Source organism: Kitasatospora sp. NPDC057904, assembly GCF_042887925.1.
Lineage (GTDB): Bacteria > Actinomycetota > Actinomycetes > Streptomycetales > Streptomycetaceae > Kitasatospora.
On record NZ_JBHVOL010000001.1, the window covers coordinates 181,766 to 199,972 of the forward strand.

Annotated in this window: 15 protein-coding genes, 2 pseudogenes and 1 riboswitch; of the genes and pseudogenes, 12 read left to right on the forward strand and 5 right to left on the reverse strand. The window is 72.4% G+C overall.

The window, feature by feature from the left end:
• Positions 1 to 56: 56 nt before the first annotated feature.
• Positions 57 to 294: riboswitch (cobalamin riboswitch) on the reverse strand.
• Between the two features lie 175 nt (positions 295 to 469).
• A complete protein-coding gene (locus ACFVSN_RS00850; protein WP_387597698.1) occupies positions 470 to 2,470 on the reverse strand; it encodes a putative Ig domain-containing protein in 2,001 nt (666 codons plus the stop codon).
• A gap of 443 nt (positions 2,471 to 2,913) precedes the next feature.
• Positions 2,914 to 3,327: a carboxymuconolactone decarboxylase family protein gene (locus ACFVSN_RS00855; protein ID WP_380490876.1), complete on the reverse strand. Its 414-nt coding sequence runs from the start codon at positions 3,325 to 3,327 to the stop codon at positions 2,914 to 2,916.
• Positions 3,328 to 3,512: 185 nt separating this feature from the next.
• On the opposite strand from ACFVSN_RS00855, the gene ACFVSN_RS00860 reads away from it, so the two are divergent.
• The 3 genes from ACFVSN_RS00860 to ACFVSN_RS00870 all read left to right on the forward strand — a co-directional run bounded on the left by ACFVSN_RS00860 (position 3,513) and on the right by ACFVSN_RS00870 (position 6,101).
• Positions 3,513 to 4,493 (forward strand): pirin family protein, encoded by a 981-nt coding sequence (locus tag ACFVSN_RS00860; protein ID WP_387597695.1) that lies wholly within the window; start codon positions 3,513 to 3,515, stop codon positions 4,491 to 4,493.
• A gap of 462 nt (positions 4,494 to 4,955) precedes the next feature.
• Positions 4,956 to 5,594 carry a hypothetical protein gene (locus ACFVSN_RS00865; protein ID WP_387597692.1) on the forward strand — a complete coding sequence of 213 codons (639 nt, stop codon included), beginning with the start codon at positions 4,956 to 4,958 and terminating at the stop codon, positions 5,592 to 5,594.
• 99 nt (positions 5,595 to 5,693) lie between these two features.
• Positions 5,694 to 6,101, forward strand: coding sequence for an ATP-binding protein (locus ACFVSN_RS00870; RefSeq protein WP_387597689.1), 408 nt, complete (start codon positions 5,694 to 5,696; stop codon positions 6,099 to 6,101).
• 214 nt (positions 6,102 to 6,315) lie between these two features.
• Here ACFVSN_RS00870 and ACFVSN_RS00875 read toward each other — a convergent pair.
• A pseudogene (locus ACFVSN_RS00875) lies at positions 6,316 to 6,486 on the reverse strand (plasmid stabilization protein); the annotation flags it as partial.
• Here ACFVSN_RS00875 and ACFVSN_RS00880 point away from each other — a divergent pair.
• The 7 genes and pseudogenes from ACFVSN_RS00880 to ACFVSN_RS00910 all read left to right on the forward strand — a co-directional run bounded on the left by ACFVSN_RS00880 (position 6,464) and on the right by ACFVSN_RS00910 (position 15,220).
• Positions 6,464 to 6,913, forward strand: a complete 450-nt coding sequence (locus ACFVSN_RS00880) for a sigma-70 family RNA polymerase sigma factor (protein ID WP_387597686.1) — start codon at positions 6,464 to 6,466, stop codon at positions 6,911 to 6,913. The pseudogene ACFVSN_RS00875 and the gene ACFVSN_RS00880 overlap by 23 nt on opposite strands.
• 85 nt (positions 6,914 to 6,998) lie before the next feature.
• Positions 6,999 to 7,193: pseudogene (locus ACFVSN_RS00885) on the forward strand (thiamine pyrophosphate-requiring protein); the annotation flags it as partial.
• A gap of 87 nt (positions 7,194 to 7,280) precedes the next feature.
• Entirely contained in the window at positions 7,281 to 7,628 is a 348-nt protein-coding gene (locus ACFVSN_RS00890; RefSeq protein ID WP_387597683.1) for an STAS domain-containing protein, read from the forward strand.
• Positions 7,629 to 7,848: 220 nt separating this feature from the next.
• Positions 7,849 to 11,943 carry a HAMP domain-containing protein gene (locus ACFVSN_RS00895; RefSeq protein ID WP_387597681.1) on the forward strand — a complete coding sequence of 1,365 codons (4,095 nt, stop codon included), beginning with the start codon at positions 7,849 to 7,851 and terminating at the stop codon, positions 11,941 to 11,943.
• Complete coding sequence (locus tag ACFVSN_RS00900; protein ID WP_387597678.1) at positions 11,940 to 14,192, forward strand: SpoIIE family protein phosphatase; 2,253 nt, start codon at positions 11,940 to 11,942, stop codon at positions 14,190 to 14,192. Before ACFVSN_RS00895 ends, ACFVSN_RS00900 begins: the two co-directional genes overlap by 4 nt.
• Positions 14,193 to 14,290: 98 nt before the next feature.
• The gene (locus ACFVSN_RS00905) at positions 14,291 to 14,719 is read left to right on the forward strand and encodes a hypothetical protein (protein ID WP_387597675.1); all 429 of its coding nucleotides are present in this window, start codon (positions 14,291 to 14,293) and stop codon (positions 14,717 to 14,719) included.
• 75 nt (positions 14,720 to 14,794) lie between these two features.
• Positions 14,795 to 15,220, forward strand: a complete 426-nt coding sequence (locus ACFVSN_RS00910; protein ID WP_387597672.1) for an ATP-binding protein — start codon at positions 14,795 to 14,797, stop codon at positions 15,218 to 15,220.
• Between the two features lie 335 nt (positions 15,221 to 15,555).
• Here ACFVSN_RS00910 and ACFVSN_RS00915 read toward each other — a convergent pair whose 3' ends face one another.
• Entirely contained in the window at positions 15,556 to 16,146 is a 591-nt protein-coding gene (locus tag ACFVSN_RS00915; protein WP_387597669.1) for a trehalase-like domain-containing protein, read from the reverse strand.
• A gap of 15 nt (positions 16,147 to 16,161) precedes the next feature.
• Positions 16,162 to 17,115 (reverse strand): TIGR03557 family F420-dependent LLM class oxidoreductase, encoded by a 954-nt coding sequence (locus ACFVSN_RS00920; RefSeq protein ID WP_387597667.1) that lies wholly within the window; start codon positions 17,113 to 17,115, stop codon positions 16,162 to 16,164.
• A gap of 418 nt (positions 17,116 to 17,533) precedes the next feature.
• On the opposite strand from ACFVSN_RS00920, the gene ACFVSN_RS00925 reads away from it, so the two are divergent.
• Positions 17,534 to 17,842, forward strand: coding sequence for a hypothetical protein (locus tag ACFVSN_RS00925; RefSeq protein WP_387597664.1), 309 nt, complete (start codon positions 17,534 to 17,536; stop codon positions 17,840 to 17,842).
• Positions 17,843 to 17,949: 107 nt separating this feature from the next.
• On the forward strand, positions 17,950 to 18,192 hold the full coding sequence (locus ACFVSN_RS00930) for a DUF6296 family protein (protein ID WP_387597661.1): 243 nt from the start codon (positions 17,950 to 17,952) through the stop codon (positions 18,190 to 18,192).
• Positions 18,193 to 18,207: the final 15 nt, after the last annotated feature.

An 18,207-nucleotide genomic window follows, 5' to 3' on the forward strand; every position in this document is an offset into this window, starting at 1 on the left:
CCGCCTGGTGTGGTCGCCGACCCGCCCTCGAGGTCACCGGATGGCCGCGCGCGAACGGTCGCACGCGGGCAGCGGGCAGGTCTTCGGACTCGTGGGCACGGCCGGCCCTTGAAGGGCGGTCACCTACTGGCCGTCGCTTCCCAGACCCGGCCCGGGCCCAGTGCGTATGACGGCGGTCGTTCCCACTCACCGCTGCGGGGCAGTCCCGGACTGGCCAGTTGAAAGGCGTCACCGGGTTCCCTCTTGCGACGCCCCGCCTGGCGGACGGGGCGAACCAGCTGCACGGCCAGCCTACGGCCTATCCGCGGTCGCTTCGTCGGGGATTCGGCCATTCGTCCGGATGCTGAGACGACGTCAGGAGACGACGTCGGGATTCGGCGCCACCGCGGACGTGCCGGTGGGGCCGCAGTCGGCTGCGGCCCCACCTGTCGTACCTGTCGTACCTGTCGTACCTGTGGTGCTCGGTCGGTCAGGAGGCGTTGAGGGCCGTGTCGTCGATCACGAAGCTGGTCTGGAGCGAGGCGTCCTCGGTGCCGGTGAACTTGATGGTGACGCTCTGCCCGGCGAAGGAGGAGAGGTCGTAGGTGTGCAGGGTGTAGCCGTTGGCCGCGTTGACGTTGGAGAAGGTGGCCAGGGTGGTGGAGTTGGCCTGGACGGTGAGCTTGTCGTAGGCCGTGGTGCCGGTCTCGGCGGTGTCGATGTGCAGCCAGAAGCCGAGCGACGCCTTGCAGCCGGCCGGGATCGTGACGGTCTGGCTCAGGGTGTCGGTGTGGCTGCTGCCGTAGCCGTCGAGCCACGCCTTCCAGGAGCCGGAGCGGGCGGCCTCGCTCGCGGAGTTGTCGATCACGCCGGCGGTCGCGGTCCAGGGCGAGGCGCTACCCGTCTCGAAGCCCGGGTTGCCGAGCAGTTGGCCCGCACCGGTGCAGCCGCCGCCCTGGGCTGACACGGCCCAGGTGAAGCTCGTCGAACCGGAGGCGTTGGTGGCGTCCTTCGCCGTCACCGTCACGTTGTACGTGCCCGCCGTCGACGCCGTGCCGCTGATCAGGCCGCTGGAGGCGTCGATGGACAGCCCGGTCGGCAGGCCGCTCGCGCTGTACGTCAGGCTCTGGCCGGAGGCGGAGTCCGTCGCGCGGATCTGCAGGGAGGCGGCGCTGCCCGTGGTGGTGCTCTGGTTGCCCGGGTTGGTGACCGTCACGGTGTTGCCCGTGCTGGTGCCGGCCCGGAAGGCGGTCGGGCCGTTCGGCGTGCCGAGGCCGGTCGGGCCGTCGTAGCCGGAGCCCGCGGTGCACAGGTAGGACGGGGAGCAGGTGCCGTTGGCGCCGCTGGTCACGTCGTTGAGCGCACTCGTGTGCTGGTACGGGTACTGGGACGGGTAGTCGCTCGCGCCCGGGGTGCCGGCGTCGGCGTAGACGGCGGCGATGATCGGCGACGAGGCGCTGGTGCCGCCGTAGACGGCCCAGCCGCTGCCGCCGTAGGTCTGGTAGACGGCGACGCCGGTGGCCGGGTCGGCGACCGCGGACACGTCGGCGACGGTCCGGTTGGAGCAGCCGCTGTCGCTCTGCCAGCTCGGCTTGGGGTCGTAGGCCGAGCAGCCGGAGCCGGCGCCGTTGCCGCCCGAGCTGGAGCCCCAGACGGTCTCGTGCCAGCCGCGCGCGCTGGAGTCGCGGGTCAGCGAGGTGCCGCCGACGGCGGTGACGTACTGGGAGGCCGCCGGGTACTCGGTGCCGTAGCCGGAGTCGCCCGAGGACACGGTGATGGCGACGCCGGGGTGGTTGAAGTACTGGCTGTCCGAGGAGGTGTCGGTGGAGTCCTCGGGGCCGCCGTAGCTGTTGGACACGAACTTCGCGCCCTGGGCGACGGCCTGGTTGACGGCGGCGCCGAGGTCGGCCATGTTCGCCGAGCTCGCCTCGACCAGCAGGATGTGGGCGTTCGGGGCGGCGGCGGAGACCATGTCGACGTCGAGGGAGATCTCGCCCGCCCAACCGGTGTCGCCGGCCGGGTAGTTGGTGCCGCCGTTCTGGTCGATCTTCTTGAAGCAGCCGTTGGCGGTGGTGCACGCAGGCAGCCCGTACTGCGCGCGGTAGGTCGCCAGGTCGGACTCGGCGTTGGGGTCGTCGTTGGCGTCGACGATGGCGACGGTCTGCCCGGCGCCGCCGTTGGTCGACAGGCCGTAGGCGCTCTGCAGGTCGGTCGGCCCGAGGCCGGACGGGTTCACGTCGGGCGAGACCGCGCTGAGGGAGAACGCGTGCGGCTGCACCACGTCGGTGCGCACCAGGGCGTCGCAGGACTTCTGGTGACGCTGGGCCGGCTGGGCGCAGGAGTGCCTGACGTTCGCGCCGGAGGTGGCGGCCGTGGCGCCGGCCGGCGCCGCGACGGCGAGGCCGGCGGCCACCACGGCACCGACGGCGAGCGTCGCGGTGGTGGCGCGGAGTCCGCCGTGCCGCAGGGCGGTGTGGATGAGCTTGTGCAACGGAGCCCTCCCGGATGGGGGTCGGCCCCGGGCGTGCGGACACGCCGATGTGAGGCGGCGGGGTCGCGTGCAGGCCCGGGATGAGGGGGAAACGCGCACGTGCAAACGGCTGCCCGGGAGTTCGGTACGGCCGTGGGGCGTCGGCCCGACGGGGTGACGGAGGCCGTTCCGAGCTGAGGATGTCCAGGACATGCCAGGGGATGAGTTGCGGGAGCCGTCATGGCTCCGGCGCCTGAAAGGTAGCGAAGCCCGGACCTGTGGACAAGGTCGGCGTCCATGCCATGACCGAGGCTTTGACCGCCATGACCTGGTCTTGACCAGGCGTCATGCCGCCACTGGCGGTCGCCCGCCAACGCGCCGGACCGGCCTGGGGTTTGCCACGCACACGGATCGCCCGAGGTCCGCGCGGGTTGCGGGAGCCGCGCCGGGCCCCCGCCGCACCGTCAGCGCACCGCCACCGGGCGCACCGGGTGCTTGCTCAGGATCGACACCCGGTTGAAGGCGTTGATGGCGATGGCCACCCAGATCACCGCGGAGATCTGCTCGTCCGTCAGCGCCTCGCGCGCTGCGGTGTAGGCCTCCTCCTGGAGCGCCGCGTCCGCCGGGGTGGTGGTCGCCTCGGCGAGGGCGAGTGCGGCGCGCTCCTGCGGGCTGAACAGCTGGGTGTCGCGCCAGGCCGGGAGGGTGCCCAGGCGCTGTGTGGTCTCGCCGACCTGCAGGGCCGCCGCGGTGTGCACGTTGAGGCAGTAGGCGCAGCCGTTGATCTGGGACACGCGCAGGTTGACCAGTTCCACCAGCCGCCGGTCCAGCCCGGCCCTCGCGGCGGCCTCGCCCGCCGCGTCGGCCGTGGCGCGCATGGCGCGGAAGGCCGCCGGGCTCTCCTTGTCGACGAACACCCGGCGGCGTGCGGGGGCGGCGGTCACGGTCGTAGTCACATCGCTCACGGGAACTCCCTGGACGTTTTCGCTGTCGGGCGGCACTGCGCCATGGCATGATAGTCGAAGATAGTTGAAAGTAGAACTTCTTAGGAAGCGAGCACACCGTGACCACCACCGGCACCAATCCTGCCGAGCCGCACGCCGGAACCGGGGAGACCCGCCCCCGGGTGGAGATCCTGCCCGCCCGGGACGTGCCGCTGGGCGGGCCGCGGGCGATGACGGTGCGCCGGACCCTGCCCCAGCGCGCCCGCACGCTCATCGGTGCCTGGTGCTTCGTCGACCACTACGGCCCCGACGACGTCTCCGACACCGGCGGGATGGACGTCGCCCCGCACCCCCACACCGGCCTCCAGACGGTCAGCTGGCTGTTCAGCGGCGAGATCGAGCACCGGGACAGCCTCGGCGTCCACGCCTACGTGCGCCCCGGCGAGCTCAACCTGATGACGGGCGGGCACGGCATCAGCCACTCCGAGGTCTCGACCGCCGCGACCACCGTCCTGCACGGCGTCCAGCTGTGGGTGGCGCTTCCGGAGCAACACCGCCACACCGCACGGGACTTCCACCACCACGCACCGCGGCCCGTCACCCTGGACGGCGGCGAGGTCCGCGTGTTCCTCGGCACCCTCGCCGGCGACGCCTCCCCCGTCCCCACCTTCACCCCGCTGCTCGGCGCCGAGCTCACGATCCACCCGCACGCGACCCTCACCCTCGCCGTCGACCCCGCCTTCGAGCACGCCCTGCTCGTCGACCGCGGCGACATCACGCTCGCGGACACGCCGGTGCGCCCGGCCGAACTCGGCTACCTGGCCCCCGGAGCCACCACCATCACCCTCGCCAACACCGGCGACGAGCCGGCCCGGACGGTCCTGATCGGCGGCACGCCGTTCGAGGAGGAGATCGTCATGTGGTGGAACTTCATCGGACGGTCTCACGAAGACATTACCCGAGCGCGCGAGGAGTGGATGAGCTCCGCGAACCCCGACCGCTTCGGCGCCGTCGAGGGCTACCCGGGCGACCGCCTGCCCGCCCCAGAGCTCCCGGGAATCCCCCTCAAGCCCCGGGGAAACGTGCGCCGACCTGCGTAGTTACCGGTCGGGGGTGTGGCGGCCAGGTCCGCCGCACCCCCGAGCTGGAGTCCCCCTACGTCCACCTTGAAGCGCTCCTGTCGACACTCGGCTCGGCACTCGACGCGTGACACCGTTCGACCATCCGCGACAGCGCCTGACAGGACCAATGCTGACTCAATGCTGGCTTTGCTGACGGTCTATCAGGAATGACCGGGGCACTCACGGAGCCCGGGGAAGTCATCGCCGGGTGCCACCGCGAGAATCGGCGGAGGCCCTGCCGCGGCCCCCTCGCCGGTTGCCGAAGGACGGCCACCACGGGAGCGGCGCGGGCCGGAGAAGACAGCAACCATGCCGTCCGTTGCCCTCACCGACGATCTTGCTTCAAGCCAGTTATCAGACCCGGCCCCTGCGGGACATTCCCAGCCCCCTCTGTCGGCAAGAGCCCGCCCACCCACCCCGACCCGGCGCTAGGGTGACCTCATGGCGGACGCCCCGACGACAGCAGCACCCTCGGTCGAGGCGCTGGACGGCCTCGTCGAGCGTGCCTGCGAACCGCCGACCGGCAGGTCGCGGGCGAAGCAACTGCGCTGGGTCGCCGGTGAACTGCGCACCGCCCTGGAGCGGGGAGCGATCGTGCCCACGACCGTCGGCTCACTCGCCCTGCTCCTCTCGCCGAACACCCTCGCCGCCTACCTCACAGCCGCCGAGCGGGGCCTGCTGCGGCGCAAGCCCGGCGCACGACCGGGCCAAGCCTCACCCGCGTCCATGCGCGTCCGGGAGGACTGCCTCCGCATCCTCGGCGCCCTGGCCGGCATCACCGTCACGCTCCCGGACCGCAACCCGCCACCGGTCGAGCTCCGCCCCGTGGTCGCCGCCCGCCCGCGCAGCATCCTGCTCGGGCACCTGGAACACTCAGCCCGCCCTGGCCGGTCCGATGCCCGTAGTCGGATCCTCGCGATCATCGGCACGGTGCTGGACACCGGGTGCCGCGCCGGCGAACTCTGCGCCCTGCGCACTGACGCCGACAGCGCGCTGACGGTCCACTCCGATCTCGAATCGGCGCTCAAGGCGCCCGACCAGCCGGGCCCGGCACCCTGCGCGCAGGCCGACCCGGCGTAGGGGTCCGCGATGAGTGAGGGCCCTGCGATGAGACAGCCCGGAGGAGGCGCTTCGCGGGAACCGGCCGGGGCACAAGTCTCCGGGCGGACCAGGCGGCTCGTGCTGACCGGCAGCGAGGGCGCCGTACACCGTGGCCGCGAATTCAGCCGAGAGGCCCTGTTCTCCTGGCACTGGCTCCCCGCAGCCGACGAGGAGCAGCGCGCCGTTGCCGAGGACGTCCTGCTCATGGTGTCCGAACTGATCACCAACGCCTGCCTGCACGCCCCCGGCGGGCCACGCGAGCTGCGCCTGGACTGGGACGGCGCCCGGCTGCGTGTGGAGGTCACCGACACCAGCCCGGTTCCGCCCCGGCTGCGCCCGCGCGTCGATCCGGGTCGGCCGGGCGGACACGGCCTGCGGGTCGTGAACCAGCTGGCCAGGTCCTGGGGCTGCCTGCCCGAGGGGCCCGGCAAGGTGGTGTGGCTGGAGGTGCCGTCCCCGCTCGACCGTCCCGCCCGCCGGGCCTGACTACTGGCCGGGGTGCGGTTCCGGAAGCGGTGCCGGATCGGGGTCCGGGTAGGGCTCGGGCTTCGGGAAGGGGGGAATCGGCGGGGGCACGGGATCGTGGTCCTCGCCCGGTCGCGGCGCAGGATTGGGATGGGGAATCGGCTCGGTGTCCGGGTCCGGGGGTGTCGGGATCGTCATGGTGGCACCTTCGTCGAAGTCGGAAGCGGCGGCAGGGTCAACGGCCGAGCGCGTGCGCCAGCTCGCGCTTGTTCATCTTCGAACGGCCCTTGATGTTGCGGTGCTTGGCCTCGTTGTACAGCTGGTCGTACGTGGGGCCCTGGGCTCCTTCGTGCGAGCGCTGTCCGCCGCGCCGGCCGGAGGAGATGTCGTGGGTCGAGCTGCGGCTCCTAGGCCGCCTCCCCCGGCCCGAGGAGATCGCCGACGACCTTCACCTCACCGTCGAGCAAGCGACCGAGGGCTTGGTCGCCGGCCGCGTCTACCGACCCAACTCCCTGGACGCCCTGCGCGACAAGGACACCGACGAGACCGGCAGCGCACTGCTCGACCGCCTCGGCACCTGCGACCCCGGCATCGAACTCGCCGACTTCCGCACCGCCGTCCGCCCGCTGCTCGCCCACCTGCCCGAGCGCGAGCAGACCATCCTCAAACTCCGTTTCTGGGACGGCTGCACGCAATCCCAGATCGCCGACCGGATCGGCGTCTCCCAGATGCACGTCTCCCGCCTGCTCACCGCCGTCCTCACCCGCCTGCGCGAGCAGTTGGACGACCGGGACGCCCCCGGCTGGACCGACGAACCGGAGGAACCGGCCTGACTTTCCCCTCCCCCGGGCGTTTCCCCGCCCCCCGCAGCGGATAGCCGCGCTGCGCGGGGGGTCGTCAGCGTGGAGGAGGAGCACGGTGTCCCCGAAGGTTTCCGACTACATCCTGGAACGGCTGCGCGACGGGGACGTCGAGTACGTCTTCGGCTACCCGGGCGACGGCATCAACGGGCTGCTCGCGGCCTGGGGCCGGGCCGCGATCCACCTGCTCAACGGGCTGTACGACGCCAAGCTCGACCACGTGCCGGTGGTCGCGATCGTCGGGCAGACGGACCCTCGTTCCCGCCCGGGCCGCCGAGTACCGCACCGCGTGAACCCGCCCACCGGACACGACGACCCTCGACGATAGGAGTCCGGAATCATGACCCGCCGACCACCGAACGAGCAGGGGTTCACCGTTGATGTCCAGCCGTGGGCCGAAGGAACCGTCCTGGTGCCGTACGGGGAGCTCGACCTCGACACCGTCGCCGACCTGGAGGCGGCCCTCACCCCGGCCCTGGCCCGGCCCGGCACCGTCATCGTGGTCGACTGCGCCAGCCTGGAGTTCTGCGACTCCACCGGGCTCAACGTCCTGCTCCGTGCCCAGGCCCGCGCGACGGCGGACGGCAGCCGGATCGACCTGGCCCGCCCCCGGCCGCTGATCCGGCGCATGCTCGAACTCACCGGCGCCACCCACGCGCTCCCGATCCGCGACAGCGTCCCCGGCTGATGACGGGAGGCGCCTGGCGGACCGGAGCGACCGGGAGCGTCGAGTACCCAGTCGACCCGAAGGCCCGCGTTTTCGCCCGCATCCTGCGGCCCGACACCTGTCACGGCTGTCACCCTTCGGCCTCCGGTGGCACAGTGGGATCAGGCGACGGCGCTGCCGTCGCCGGGCCGGGCGCAGTGCGCGGCGCCCCGGCCGCAGGGCGATCCGGACGGTGGGACGGATGGACGAGCAACTGGCGGCAGGGGGAGAGCAAGCGCTCCGGCAGCTCCTGGCCGGGCTGACGGCCGTCCGCGACGGCGATTTCCGCATCCGGCTCACCCCGGGGAAGCCCGGAGTGCTGTCAGAGATCGCGGAGGTCTTCAACGGCATGGCAGATCAGCTGGCCCGGGTGACCTCCGAAGTAACCCGGGTGGCCCGCGAGGTCGGCACGGAAGGCCGGCTCGGCGGCCAGGCCCAGGTGCCGGGCTCATCGGGCACCTGGTCGGACCTCACCGACTCGGTGAACGCGATGGCGGGCAACCTGACCGGGCAGGTGCGCAACATCGCCCAGGTGACGACGGCGGTGGCCCGCGGCGACCTCACCCAAAAGATCGACGTGGACGCCCGCGGCGAGATACTGGAGCTCAAGAACACCGTCAACACGATGGTCGACCAACTGTCCGCCTTCGCCGACGAAGTCACCCGGGTCGCCCGCGAGGTCGGCACCGAGGGGCAGCTCGGCGGCCAGGCCCGGGTCGAGGGCGTGGCGGGGACCTGGCGCGACCTGACCGACTCGGTGAACTTCATGGCCGGGAACCTCACCGCCCAGGTCCGCAACATCGCCCAGGTCGCCACGGCGGTCGCCGAGGGCGACCTCACCCGCAAGATCGACGTGGACGCCCGCGGCGAGATACTGGAACTCAAGACGACCCTCAACACGATGGTCGACCAGCTGTCCGCCTTCGCCGCCGAGGTGACCCGGGTAGCCCGCGAGGTCGGCACCGAGGGCCGCCTGGGAGGCCAGGCGGACGTGCGGGACGTCTCCGGCACGTGGCGCGACCTCACCGAGTCCGTGAACGTGATGGCGGACAACCTGACCGCCCAGGTCCGCTCGATCGCGCAGGTGACGACGGCCGTCGCCGAGGGCGACCTCACCCAGAAGATCCGGGTGGACGCGCGCGGGGAGATCCTGGAGTTGAAGGAGACCATCAACACGATGGTCGACCAGCTGTCCGCCTTCGCCGACGAAGTCACCCGGGTCGCCCGCGAGGTCGGCACCGCCGGTAACCTGGGCGGGCAGGCCACCGTCCGGGGCGTCTCCGGGACGTGGAAGGACCTCACCGAGAACGTCAACGTGATGGCGTCCAACCTCACGGGCCAGGTCCGCTCGATGTCGGAGGTGGCGACCGCCGTCGCGCGGGGCGACCTGTCGAAGAAGATCACCGTGGAGGCGAAGGGCGAGGTCGCGGCGCTCGCGGGCGCGATCAACACCATGGTGGACACGCTGTCGGTCTTCGCCGACGAGGTGACCCGGGTGGCCCGCGAGGTCGGCACCGAGGGAGTCCTCGGCGGCCAGGCGCGGGTGCCGAACGTCGCTGGGACGTGGAAGGACCTCACCGACAACGTCAACTCGATGGCGCACAACCTGACCAGCCAGGTCCGCAACATCGCCCAGGTCACCACGGCCGTCGCCGAGGGCGACCTCACCCGCAAGATCGACGTGGACGCCCGCGGCGAGATCCTGCAGCTGAAGACGACCATCAACACGATGGTCGACCAACTGGGCTCCTTCGCCGCCGAGGTGACCCGGGTGGCTCGCGAGGTCGGCAGCGAAGGCCGGCTCGGCGGCCAGGCCGAGGTCGAAGGCGTCTCCGGCACCTGGAAGCGGCTCACCGAGAACGTCAACGAACTGGCCGGCAACCTCACCCGGCAGGTCAGGGCGATCGCCGAGGTCACCAGTGCCGTCGCGGCCGGCGACCTGACCCGCTCGATCACCGTGGACGCCTCCGGCGAGGTCGCCGACCTCAAGGACAACATCAATGCCATGGTGGAGTCCCTGCGCGACACCACCCTGGCCTACCAGGGGCAGGACTGGCTCAAGACCAACCTGGCCCGGTTCTCCGCCGCCATCCAGGGTCGACGGGACGTCCGGGCTGTCGCTGACATGATCACCGACGAGCTGACCGCCCTGGTCGGCGCGCAGTTCGGTGCGTTCTACCTCTTCGAGGCAACCGAGGACGACCCCGAACTGGTCCTCATCAGCGCTTACGGCCGCTCCCTCACGGGCCTCCCGGAACAGCGCCTGCGGCTCGGGGACTCCCTGGTCGGCCAGGCCGCCCGCAGCCGGCGGATCATCGCCGTCGACGACCTGCCGCCCGGCTACGCCGTCATCGGGTCCGGAGCCGGGCGGGCGGACGCCCGGTCCCTGGTCGTGCTGCCCATCACCCTGGAGGAACGGCTCCTCGGTGTCCTGGAGTTCGCCTCCGTCCACCCGTTCACCCAGGTCCACCGCGACTTCCTGGAGCAGTTCACCGAGAACTGCGGGGTCAACATCGGCACCCTGCTCGCCAACGCCCGCACCGACGAACTGCTCGGCGAGTCCCGTCGCCTGACCGTCGAACTCCAAGCCCGGTCCGTCGAGTTGCAGGAGGGCCAGGAGGAGCTGCGGCGCTCCAATACCGAACTGGAGGAAAAGGCCGCCCTGCTCGCCCAGCGCAACCGCGACATCGAGGCCAAGAACCTGGAGATCGAGCAGGCCCGCCAGGAACTGGAGGAAAGGGCCAGGCAGTTGAGCCTCTCCTCGATGTACAAGTCCGAGTTCCTGGCCAACATGAGCCACGAGCTCCGCACCCCGCTCAACAGCCTGCTCATCCTCGCCCAGTTGCTCGCCCAGAACGCCGGCGGCAACCTCACCCCCAAACAGGTCGAGTACGCGGGCGTCATCCACTCGGCCGGCACCGACCTGCTCCAGCTCATCAACGACATCCTCGACCTGTCCAAGGTCGAGGCCGGAAAGATGGAGCTCACCCCCGAGCCCTTCCCCGTACGCGAGCTCCTGGAGTACGTGGAGTCCACCTTCAAGCCCCTGGCGGACCAGAAGGGACTCGCGTTCGATGTCGCTCTGGACCGCAGCGTGCCGGGCGAGATCGTCGCCGACCAGCCGAGACTGCGCCAGGTCTTGCGCAACCTGCTGTCCAACGCCGTCAAGTTCACCGACAGCGGCCGGGTCGAGCTGCGGATCAAGCACGTCGAGGGACCGGACGTGCCGGCCGAACTCGGCCGGACACCGGCCGCGGTGGCCTTCGACGTCACGGACACCGGCATCGGGATAGACCCCGCCCACCTGGAAACCATCTTCGGCGCCTTCCAGCAGGAGGACGGGACCACCAGTCGGCGCTTCGGCGGCACCGGGCTCGGTCTGTCGATCAGCCGCGAACTCGCCCGGCTGCTCGGCGGAACCCTCTCCGTCACCTCCGCGCCCGGACGGGGCAGCCGCTTCACCCTCTGCCTGCCGGTCACCGACCCGCGGCACGAGAGCGACGATCCGGCCGATCGGCTGATCCTGGTGGTCGAACCCGACCCTCCGGGCCTGCTCACCCTGCTCACCCGGGCTGCCGTCGGATCCTTGGGCGCGGCCGAGACGGTGGCACAGGTCGTGAGTGCCGGAGACGCGACAGGGCTTCGGGCGGCCCTGACCGCCCCCGGCCCGCGGTGCGTCGTCCTGGACCTCGCCCGCTCCGGCGAACTCGCACCGACCCTGCTCAAGGAGCTGACGGACGGCACCCCCGTCCTCGGCTACGCGGGCGACGGCAAGGGCCGGCACCTCGGTGACACGACCGGAGGCGTCGACCTGGTCCACGGGCTGGACGACCTGCGGGACCGCGTGGTCCAGCTGCTGGGCGGCCCTCGCCCCGCCGCACAGACACCCGAGCCGTCTGCCGCGGCCGCAGACGAGGCGCTCGCCGGGCGGACCGTCCTGATCGTCGACGACGACGTCCGCAACGTCTTCGCCCTGGCCGCCGCTCTCGAACAGGGTGGCCTGAACGTCCTGCACGCCCCGGACGGCGACACCGGACTCGACCTGCTGCGAGCCCACCCCGAAACCGCGCTCGTCCTGATGGACGTGATGATGCCCGGGCTGGACGGCTACGCCGCCATCGCCGCCATCCGCGCCGACGAACGCTTCGCCCACCTGCCGGTCGTCGCCGTCACCGCCAAGGCGATGCCCGGGGACCGGGAGAAGAGTTTCGCGGCGGGCGCCGACGACCACGTCACCAAGCCCGTCGACACCAGCGACCTACTCGACCGGATACGGCAGTGGACGAACCTGCCATGACCACCGAGGAGGAACCCGCGAAGACCACCGCCCGGGCCCTGGCCGCGACTGTCCGCCAACTCCAGGACGCCGCAGCGCGGACCCGGGAGCAGGCCCGACGCCGAGCGGTCGTCGACGTGGCCACCGGCATGCTCGCCGAACGCCTCGGCCTCCTTCCCGCCGAAGCCTCCGCACGCCTGGCCCGGCTCGCCCGTGAGGCGGGCGTGCCGGTCCCGGTCCTGGCCGCCGACATCGCCGGCCTGGACAGCACGCCCTCGGCGCCCGAGGGCGGCCCGGCCACCCCCCCGAACCTGACACCCGCCCTCGCCGCCGAAACCGACCTCCAAAGGGCCGCCGACACGATCCTGGAACAGACGGACACGCTCGGCGTCCAGACCGTCGCACTCTGGCAGGTGCTGCCCGGCGGCGCGCTCGCCCTCGCGGCGCACGCCGGGCTCACGGCCGACGAATCCGACTCCTGGAGCCGGGTCCCGCCCGGCGTCGGTACCCCTGCCCAGCACGTCGTCGAGGGCGGGGCGGACCTGTGGCCCGGTGACCCTGCCACAGCGCTCCCTTCGATCGGTTCCGGCAGGTCCCGGGCCGTACTCCCGCTGCTGGACGCGGGCCGCCGCCGCGGCGCGTTCGAGGTGCTGTGGTCCGGCGCCCCTCCCACCCTCGGCCCGCCCCAGCGCCGCCGGCTGCTCGCACTCGCCGACCTCTGCGCGACCCTCCTCTCCCCCGTACGGGAGCCCGAGCCGCCCAACGAACTCGCCGTCCTTCTGGAGGGGATGCTCACACCCGCACTGCTGCTGGAACCGGTGGTCCGGGGCGGGCAGGTCACCGACTTCACGCTCTTGCGGATCAACGCCCGCTTCGACGACCCACTGGGCCGCCCCCGGGAGGCGCTGGAGGGCACCTCGCTCCTGGAGACCTACCCGCTCGCCTGCGCCACCGGGCTCTTCGAACGGCTGCTGCGGGTCCACCGCACCGGCGCTCCGCTGCCCGGCGAGTCCGTGGAGCTCGTCTTCGGTACCGGCCGCCTCGCGCTTCCCGCCGACACCCAGCTGGCCATCGCCCCACTCGGCGGCCGGCTGGTCGTCGGATGGCGGCTGGAGACCACGCCGTCCGGCGACGACCAGCAGGTCACGCTGCTGCGCCAGGCACAGCGGCTGGCCCGCGTCGCCGGATTCGAGGAACTCCCCGACCAGGGCGCGATCCGCTGGAGCGACGGCCTGCGCGAACTCTTCGGCCTGCCGCCCGGGGCCGCACCCGTCCCACTGCGCCACCTGGCCGGTCACGTCCACCCGGACGACGAACCCGCCGTCCGCCGCCTGCTGGACACGGTCCGGCGGCGGCACCGCACCGCCTCGGGAATCTTCCGCATCGCCCTCCCGGACGGCACGCACCGCTACGCCCACGTGATCGCCGAGCCGGTCCTCGACAACAACGGCCGGCTCCTCGCCGTCCGCGGCGCCTACCACGACGTCTCCGCCCAGCACCGCACGGAGGTCGCGCTCGGCGCCACCCAGGAGCGCCTGATCGACAGCGAGCAGCAGACCGTCGAGGGCGAGCAGCTGGCGCTCAGGTTGCAGCAGGCCATCCTGCCGGCCGCCCCGCCGCCGCTCGGTCCATTCGGTCTGAGCGCCGCCGTGCGCTACAGGCCGGCCGCCCAGCGCGACCGGGTGGGCGGGGACTGGTACGACGTGCTGCCGCTGCCGGACAAGCGGGTGCTCCTCGCGGTCGGGGACGTGGCCGGCCACGGCGTCGGCGCGGCCACCGGCATGGTCACCCTGCGGCACGCGCTGCGCGGCCTCGCCGTCACCGGGGCCGGGCCGGGCCAGCTGCTGGAGTGGGCGAATACGGTCGCGCTGCGCGAGCCGGGGCAGGTGACCGCCACCGCCGTCTGTGTGCTCTTCGACCCGGCCGCGGACCGACTGCGCTGGGCCCGGGCGGGGCATCTGCCACCGATCCGGTTCAGCGGCGGGGACGCGGAGGTCCTGCCGCTTCCCCACGGCGTGCTGCTCGGCGCCCTGCATGAGGCCCGCTACGAGGAGCGGACCACCCAGCTCGGCACTGGCGACGTGCTGCTGCTCTACACCGACGGTCTGGTCGAACGGCGGGACCGCCCGGTCGAGGAGTCGGTGGACGAGCTGATCCGGAACGCAGGCTCCCCCGGCCCCGACCTGGAGCGCTACCTCGACCGGCTGCTGGCCCTCAGCCCGGCCGACACCCAGGACGACACCTGCCTGGTCGCCGTGCGGGTCGAATAGAGCGGGGCCGCCGTGTGCGCGCAGCGTTAGGACCGGACGGGTCCGGGTAGGCGCGGCCGAGTGCGGGGGCCGATACCGGGACCGGAAGGAACTCCCCCATGTTGCTGCTAGGACTACTGCTGATGGCGGCGTCCGGCACCTTCTCCGGACTGCTCATCGCGGACAACCTCTCCGGCGGACCTGACTACCAGGTCACGATCCTGGGCAACGACCTCGTGACGCTCAACAGCCTGGGCGTCTTCCTGTCCGGCGCCGCCCTCTCCCTGCTCTTCTGCCTCGGCCTCGCCCTGATCGGGCTGGCCAGGCGGGCCTCCCGACGCCCGCCGCAGCCGATCACGCACCGGGCGCCGCACCGCCGGGCCCGCCCGGCGCAACCCGCCTGGCCCGTCGAGCCGCTCGCCCCGCCGGTGGGAGTGGAAGCCCCTGCGGCGGAGCAGCGGGCCGCCGAACAGGGTGATCGGGCAGCCGGGATGCCGGAGGCCGAGCCCGTGCGGGGCGGCCGGATTCGGCACCTGTTCGAGCACTGATAACCCGGGAGCGGTGCGACCCGGGAGCGGTGCGACCCGGAAGGGTAGCCCAAGGAGCACGGGAGGTACTGACGGATGACCAGAGCCCGGCTGTCCACCGCTTCGCGCGCCCCCAGCGGGGCGCGGGCGCGATGGCTGCGGCTGTCGGCGAACGCGGGGGCCGCGGCCGAGGCCCGCGCCCTGACCGCCGCGTTTCTGGCCGACGTGGCCGATCCCATCGCGGTCGGCGACGCCGCGCTCCTGGTGTCCGAACTGGTGGGCAACGCCGTACGCCACACTGGCCGGCCGGGCTGGCTCCTCCTGGTCCGCTGCCCCGGCCTCCTGCGGATCGAGGTCAGCGACTCCAGCCCCCGCCCGCCGCTGCCGCGTCGCCCGAGCGGGCCCGGCACACCGGGGGGCCACGGCCTGTTCCTGCTGAACCGTCTCGCACTGCACTGGGGCTGGCACCGGCGGGGCGCAGGCAAGGTCGTCTGGTGCGAGCTACGAATTCCGGCCGGCTGACGGTCCGGCCAGCCGCGCCGAGCACTCCAGCATCATCGCGCGCACGAATGCCTGCGGCAGGTTGCCCCGCTGCTGACGCTGCCGCGATGTCGTACTCCTCCGAGAACAGCCCGGCCGACCCGCACAGGCCCGGGTCGCCTCGAACCAGCGGGCCGCCTCGACGGGGTCGCCCTCCTGCTGCTCGGCCAGGGCCATCAGCAAGCCGCAGAGCACGAAGGCTCCCTCGGCCTCGGCGAGCGGGCGGTCGTCGTCCCGGAACCGGTAGACGAAGTGCCCGTCCGTCAGCTCGTCCCGGCAGGCCCGCAGGGTCGCGGACGTGCGGGGATCGCCCGCCGTCAGGGCGCCGCGCAGCGAGGGCAGCAGGAGGGATCGGACACCTCCGGCACCAGGTCCAGCCGCTCGCCCGGGGCGAGGACGACCTCCGCCATGGGCCGCCCGCCCGGCCCGGGGCGGGCGCACCCCGCACCGGTCCAGCGCAACCACAGGCGGTCGGACCTCACCGTCCAGCCGTCTCCGAACCGGTGTGCGACGCCCGGACGGCCCTGGCCGAAGCCCGTGCCCGGCTCCAGGACGAGCCTCGGACGGGCCGGCCCGTCCGCGGCAGTGAGCCGCCGCAAGAGGACCAGCCGGTGCGGATCCGCGGGCAGGGCCAGCGCTTCGCGCCACTCCACCTCACCGTCCCTGGTGACCCAGCCGCTGCGCCTGATGAGTCCGCCGTCCTCGTAGTAGCCGCCGGGCACGAACCGCCCGAGCGGCGTGGCCGCGTACACCCCGGTGCCTCCGATCAGACCGGCGAAGACGGGTTCGGACTCCCAGCGAGGCGCGCAGAGCCAGGCGACCTCGCCGCGCGGGCCCACCAGCGCGGCGCGCTCCCCGTCCGCGAGGAGGGCGTACTCGCGCAGGTTGAAGGGCGGGAATGCCTTCACCGCGCACCAGCCGGGTCAGCCCACCAGCGGCAGGATCTGCTCGCGGTAGAAGTCGAAGAAGCCCTCCTGCTCCTGGCCGATCTGGCCGACGTACACCTCATCGAATCCGGCGCCCACGTACGAGCGGAGCCGGTCGGCGTGCACCTGCGGGTCGTCTCCGCAGGTCACCGCACGGGCGACCATGTCCTGGGAGACCAGTTCGGTGGCCTGCTCGAAGTGCTGGGGCGTGGGGAGGATCTGGGCGAGTTCGCCTGGCAGCAGCTCGCTCGGCCAGAGTTCGTGAGCGGTCTTGATCGCCCGCTCGCGGTCCTGGGACCAGCAGACCTTCACGCCGCCGACGACCGGCCCGCTGCCGCCGGCCGCACGGTAGCGCCCGATCAGGTCGGTGTCCGGGGTCATGGTGACCAGCCCGTCCGCGTACTGGGCCGCCAGATCGGCTGCCTTGGGACCGAACGCCGAGACGTACACCGGGATTCGGCCCTCCTTCGGTGACGTGTAGAGCCTCGCGTTCTCGACCGTGTAGTGCGAGCCCTGGTAGGAGATCTGCCGTCCGGTGAACAGCTCGCGCATCAGTGTCACGGCCTCCTCCAGCATCTCGGCCCGCACGTCGAACGGCGGCCAGCGGTCGCCCAGCACGTGCTCGTTGAGCGCCTCACCGGTGCCCACCCCCAGCCGCAGGCCACCGGCGAGCTGGACGTCCGCTGTGGCCGCCGCCTGGGCGGTGACCGCCGGGTGCAGCCGCACGGTCGGGCACGTGACCAGTGTGGTCACCGGCAGCCGGGTGACCTGCGACAATGCTCCGATCACGCCCCAGACGAAGGGGCTGCTGCCCTGGGGGTCGTTCCATGGGTGGAAGTGGTCGGAGATCGCCAGCCGGGTGAAGCCAGCCTGCTCGGCCGCACGGGCCTGGTCGACCAGTTGGGCGGGCGTGAACTCCTCGCAGGACAGGAAGTAGCCGAACGCGGTCATGGCACTCTCGGTTCCTCGGCGGGTTCTCGGTTCCCTCCACCCGGCGGCTTTCCGATCCGGACGCGGCGAAACCCCGCACCCGTTTTCGGGACGACGCATCGGGTAACCGCGCGGAGTCCAGCCCACTGGCCCGGAGGCCCCCATGAGCACCCGAGAATCCGGCGGCGCGACCGGCCGTGACGACCCATCCCCGCCGCCACCGTGGTACCCACCAAAGCCTGCGGCCCGGCGCCCCGTCCATCATCGCCCCGGCCGCCGCTGGCCAGGCCCTCCTTCGGCGGCACGGCGGCCCTGGTCCGGTCAGGTCGCCGCTGCCCACAGATAGTCCGAACGGCGTCGTTGGGGTGGCGTCAGGCCAGCCTATCGACGGTACCCGCCACGGCTGACCAGGAACGCGACCGTACAAGGAGCGATCACCATGGGCCGGAGAGAGAGCGCGGCGCTGCTCGGAATCGAGCAGGATCTGCGCAGCGGCGACCACACGCTGGACGTCATGCTGCGCCGGTTCGGCCAGGGACTGCGGGGTCGCGCGTGGAACATCATGTGCGGGGTACGCCCCCGCACGGTGCTGGCGCTGGCCGTGCTGTCGCTCGGTCTGCTGGCAGCCGGTCTGTGCACGTCGGCCGTGCCCGTGTTCTGGGCGTTCACCGGGTGCTGGGCGCTGACGCTCGCGATCGCGTTCGCCTTGCTGCGTGCGTGCGCGGAGGGCCGTCAAAGGGGTCGCTGACCTTCGGCGACCGCGTTGCTACTGCCGGTACTGCTGGTGTACACGCGCGCCGGGGCGGGGGAGAATCGGCCGCACAGGGCGGGGATGCCCCACGAGGAGGCCGCATCATGAGAAGCCTCAGCCGCCGCTACGCGGTGACCCTGCCCGGCCCGGTCGGAGCCCACGGCCCGCCGACCGTCGTCGTCGTGTACGAGACGGAGGAGGTCGGCCCGGACGGTGGCTCCGTCTGGGAGAGTACGGACGGTGACCTGCGCGTGGAGATCAGAGGAGAGGTCGCCGCCGTTGTCGGCACGCCCCCGGACGGCGAGCCCCGGCAGGACTCCTGCCTGCACGCCGTCCTCCTTCCGTAACGCCTTCCGCCAGGC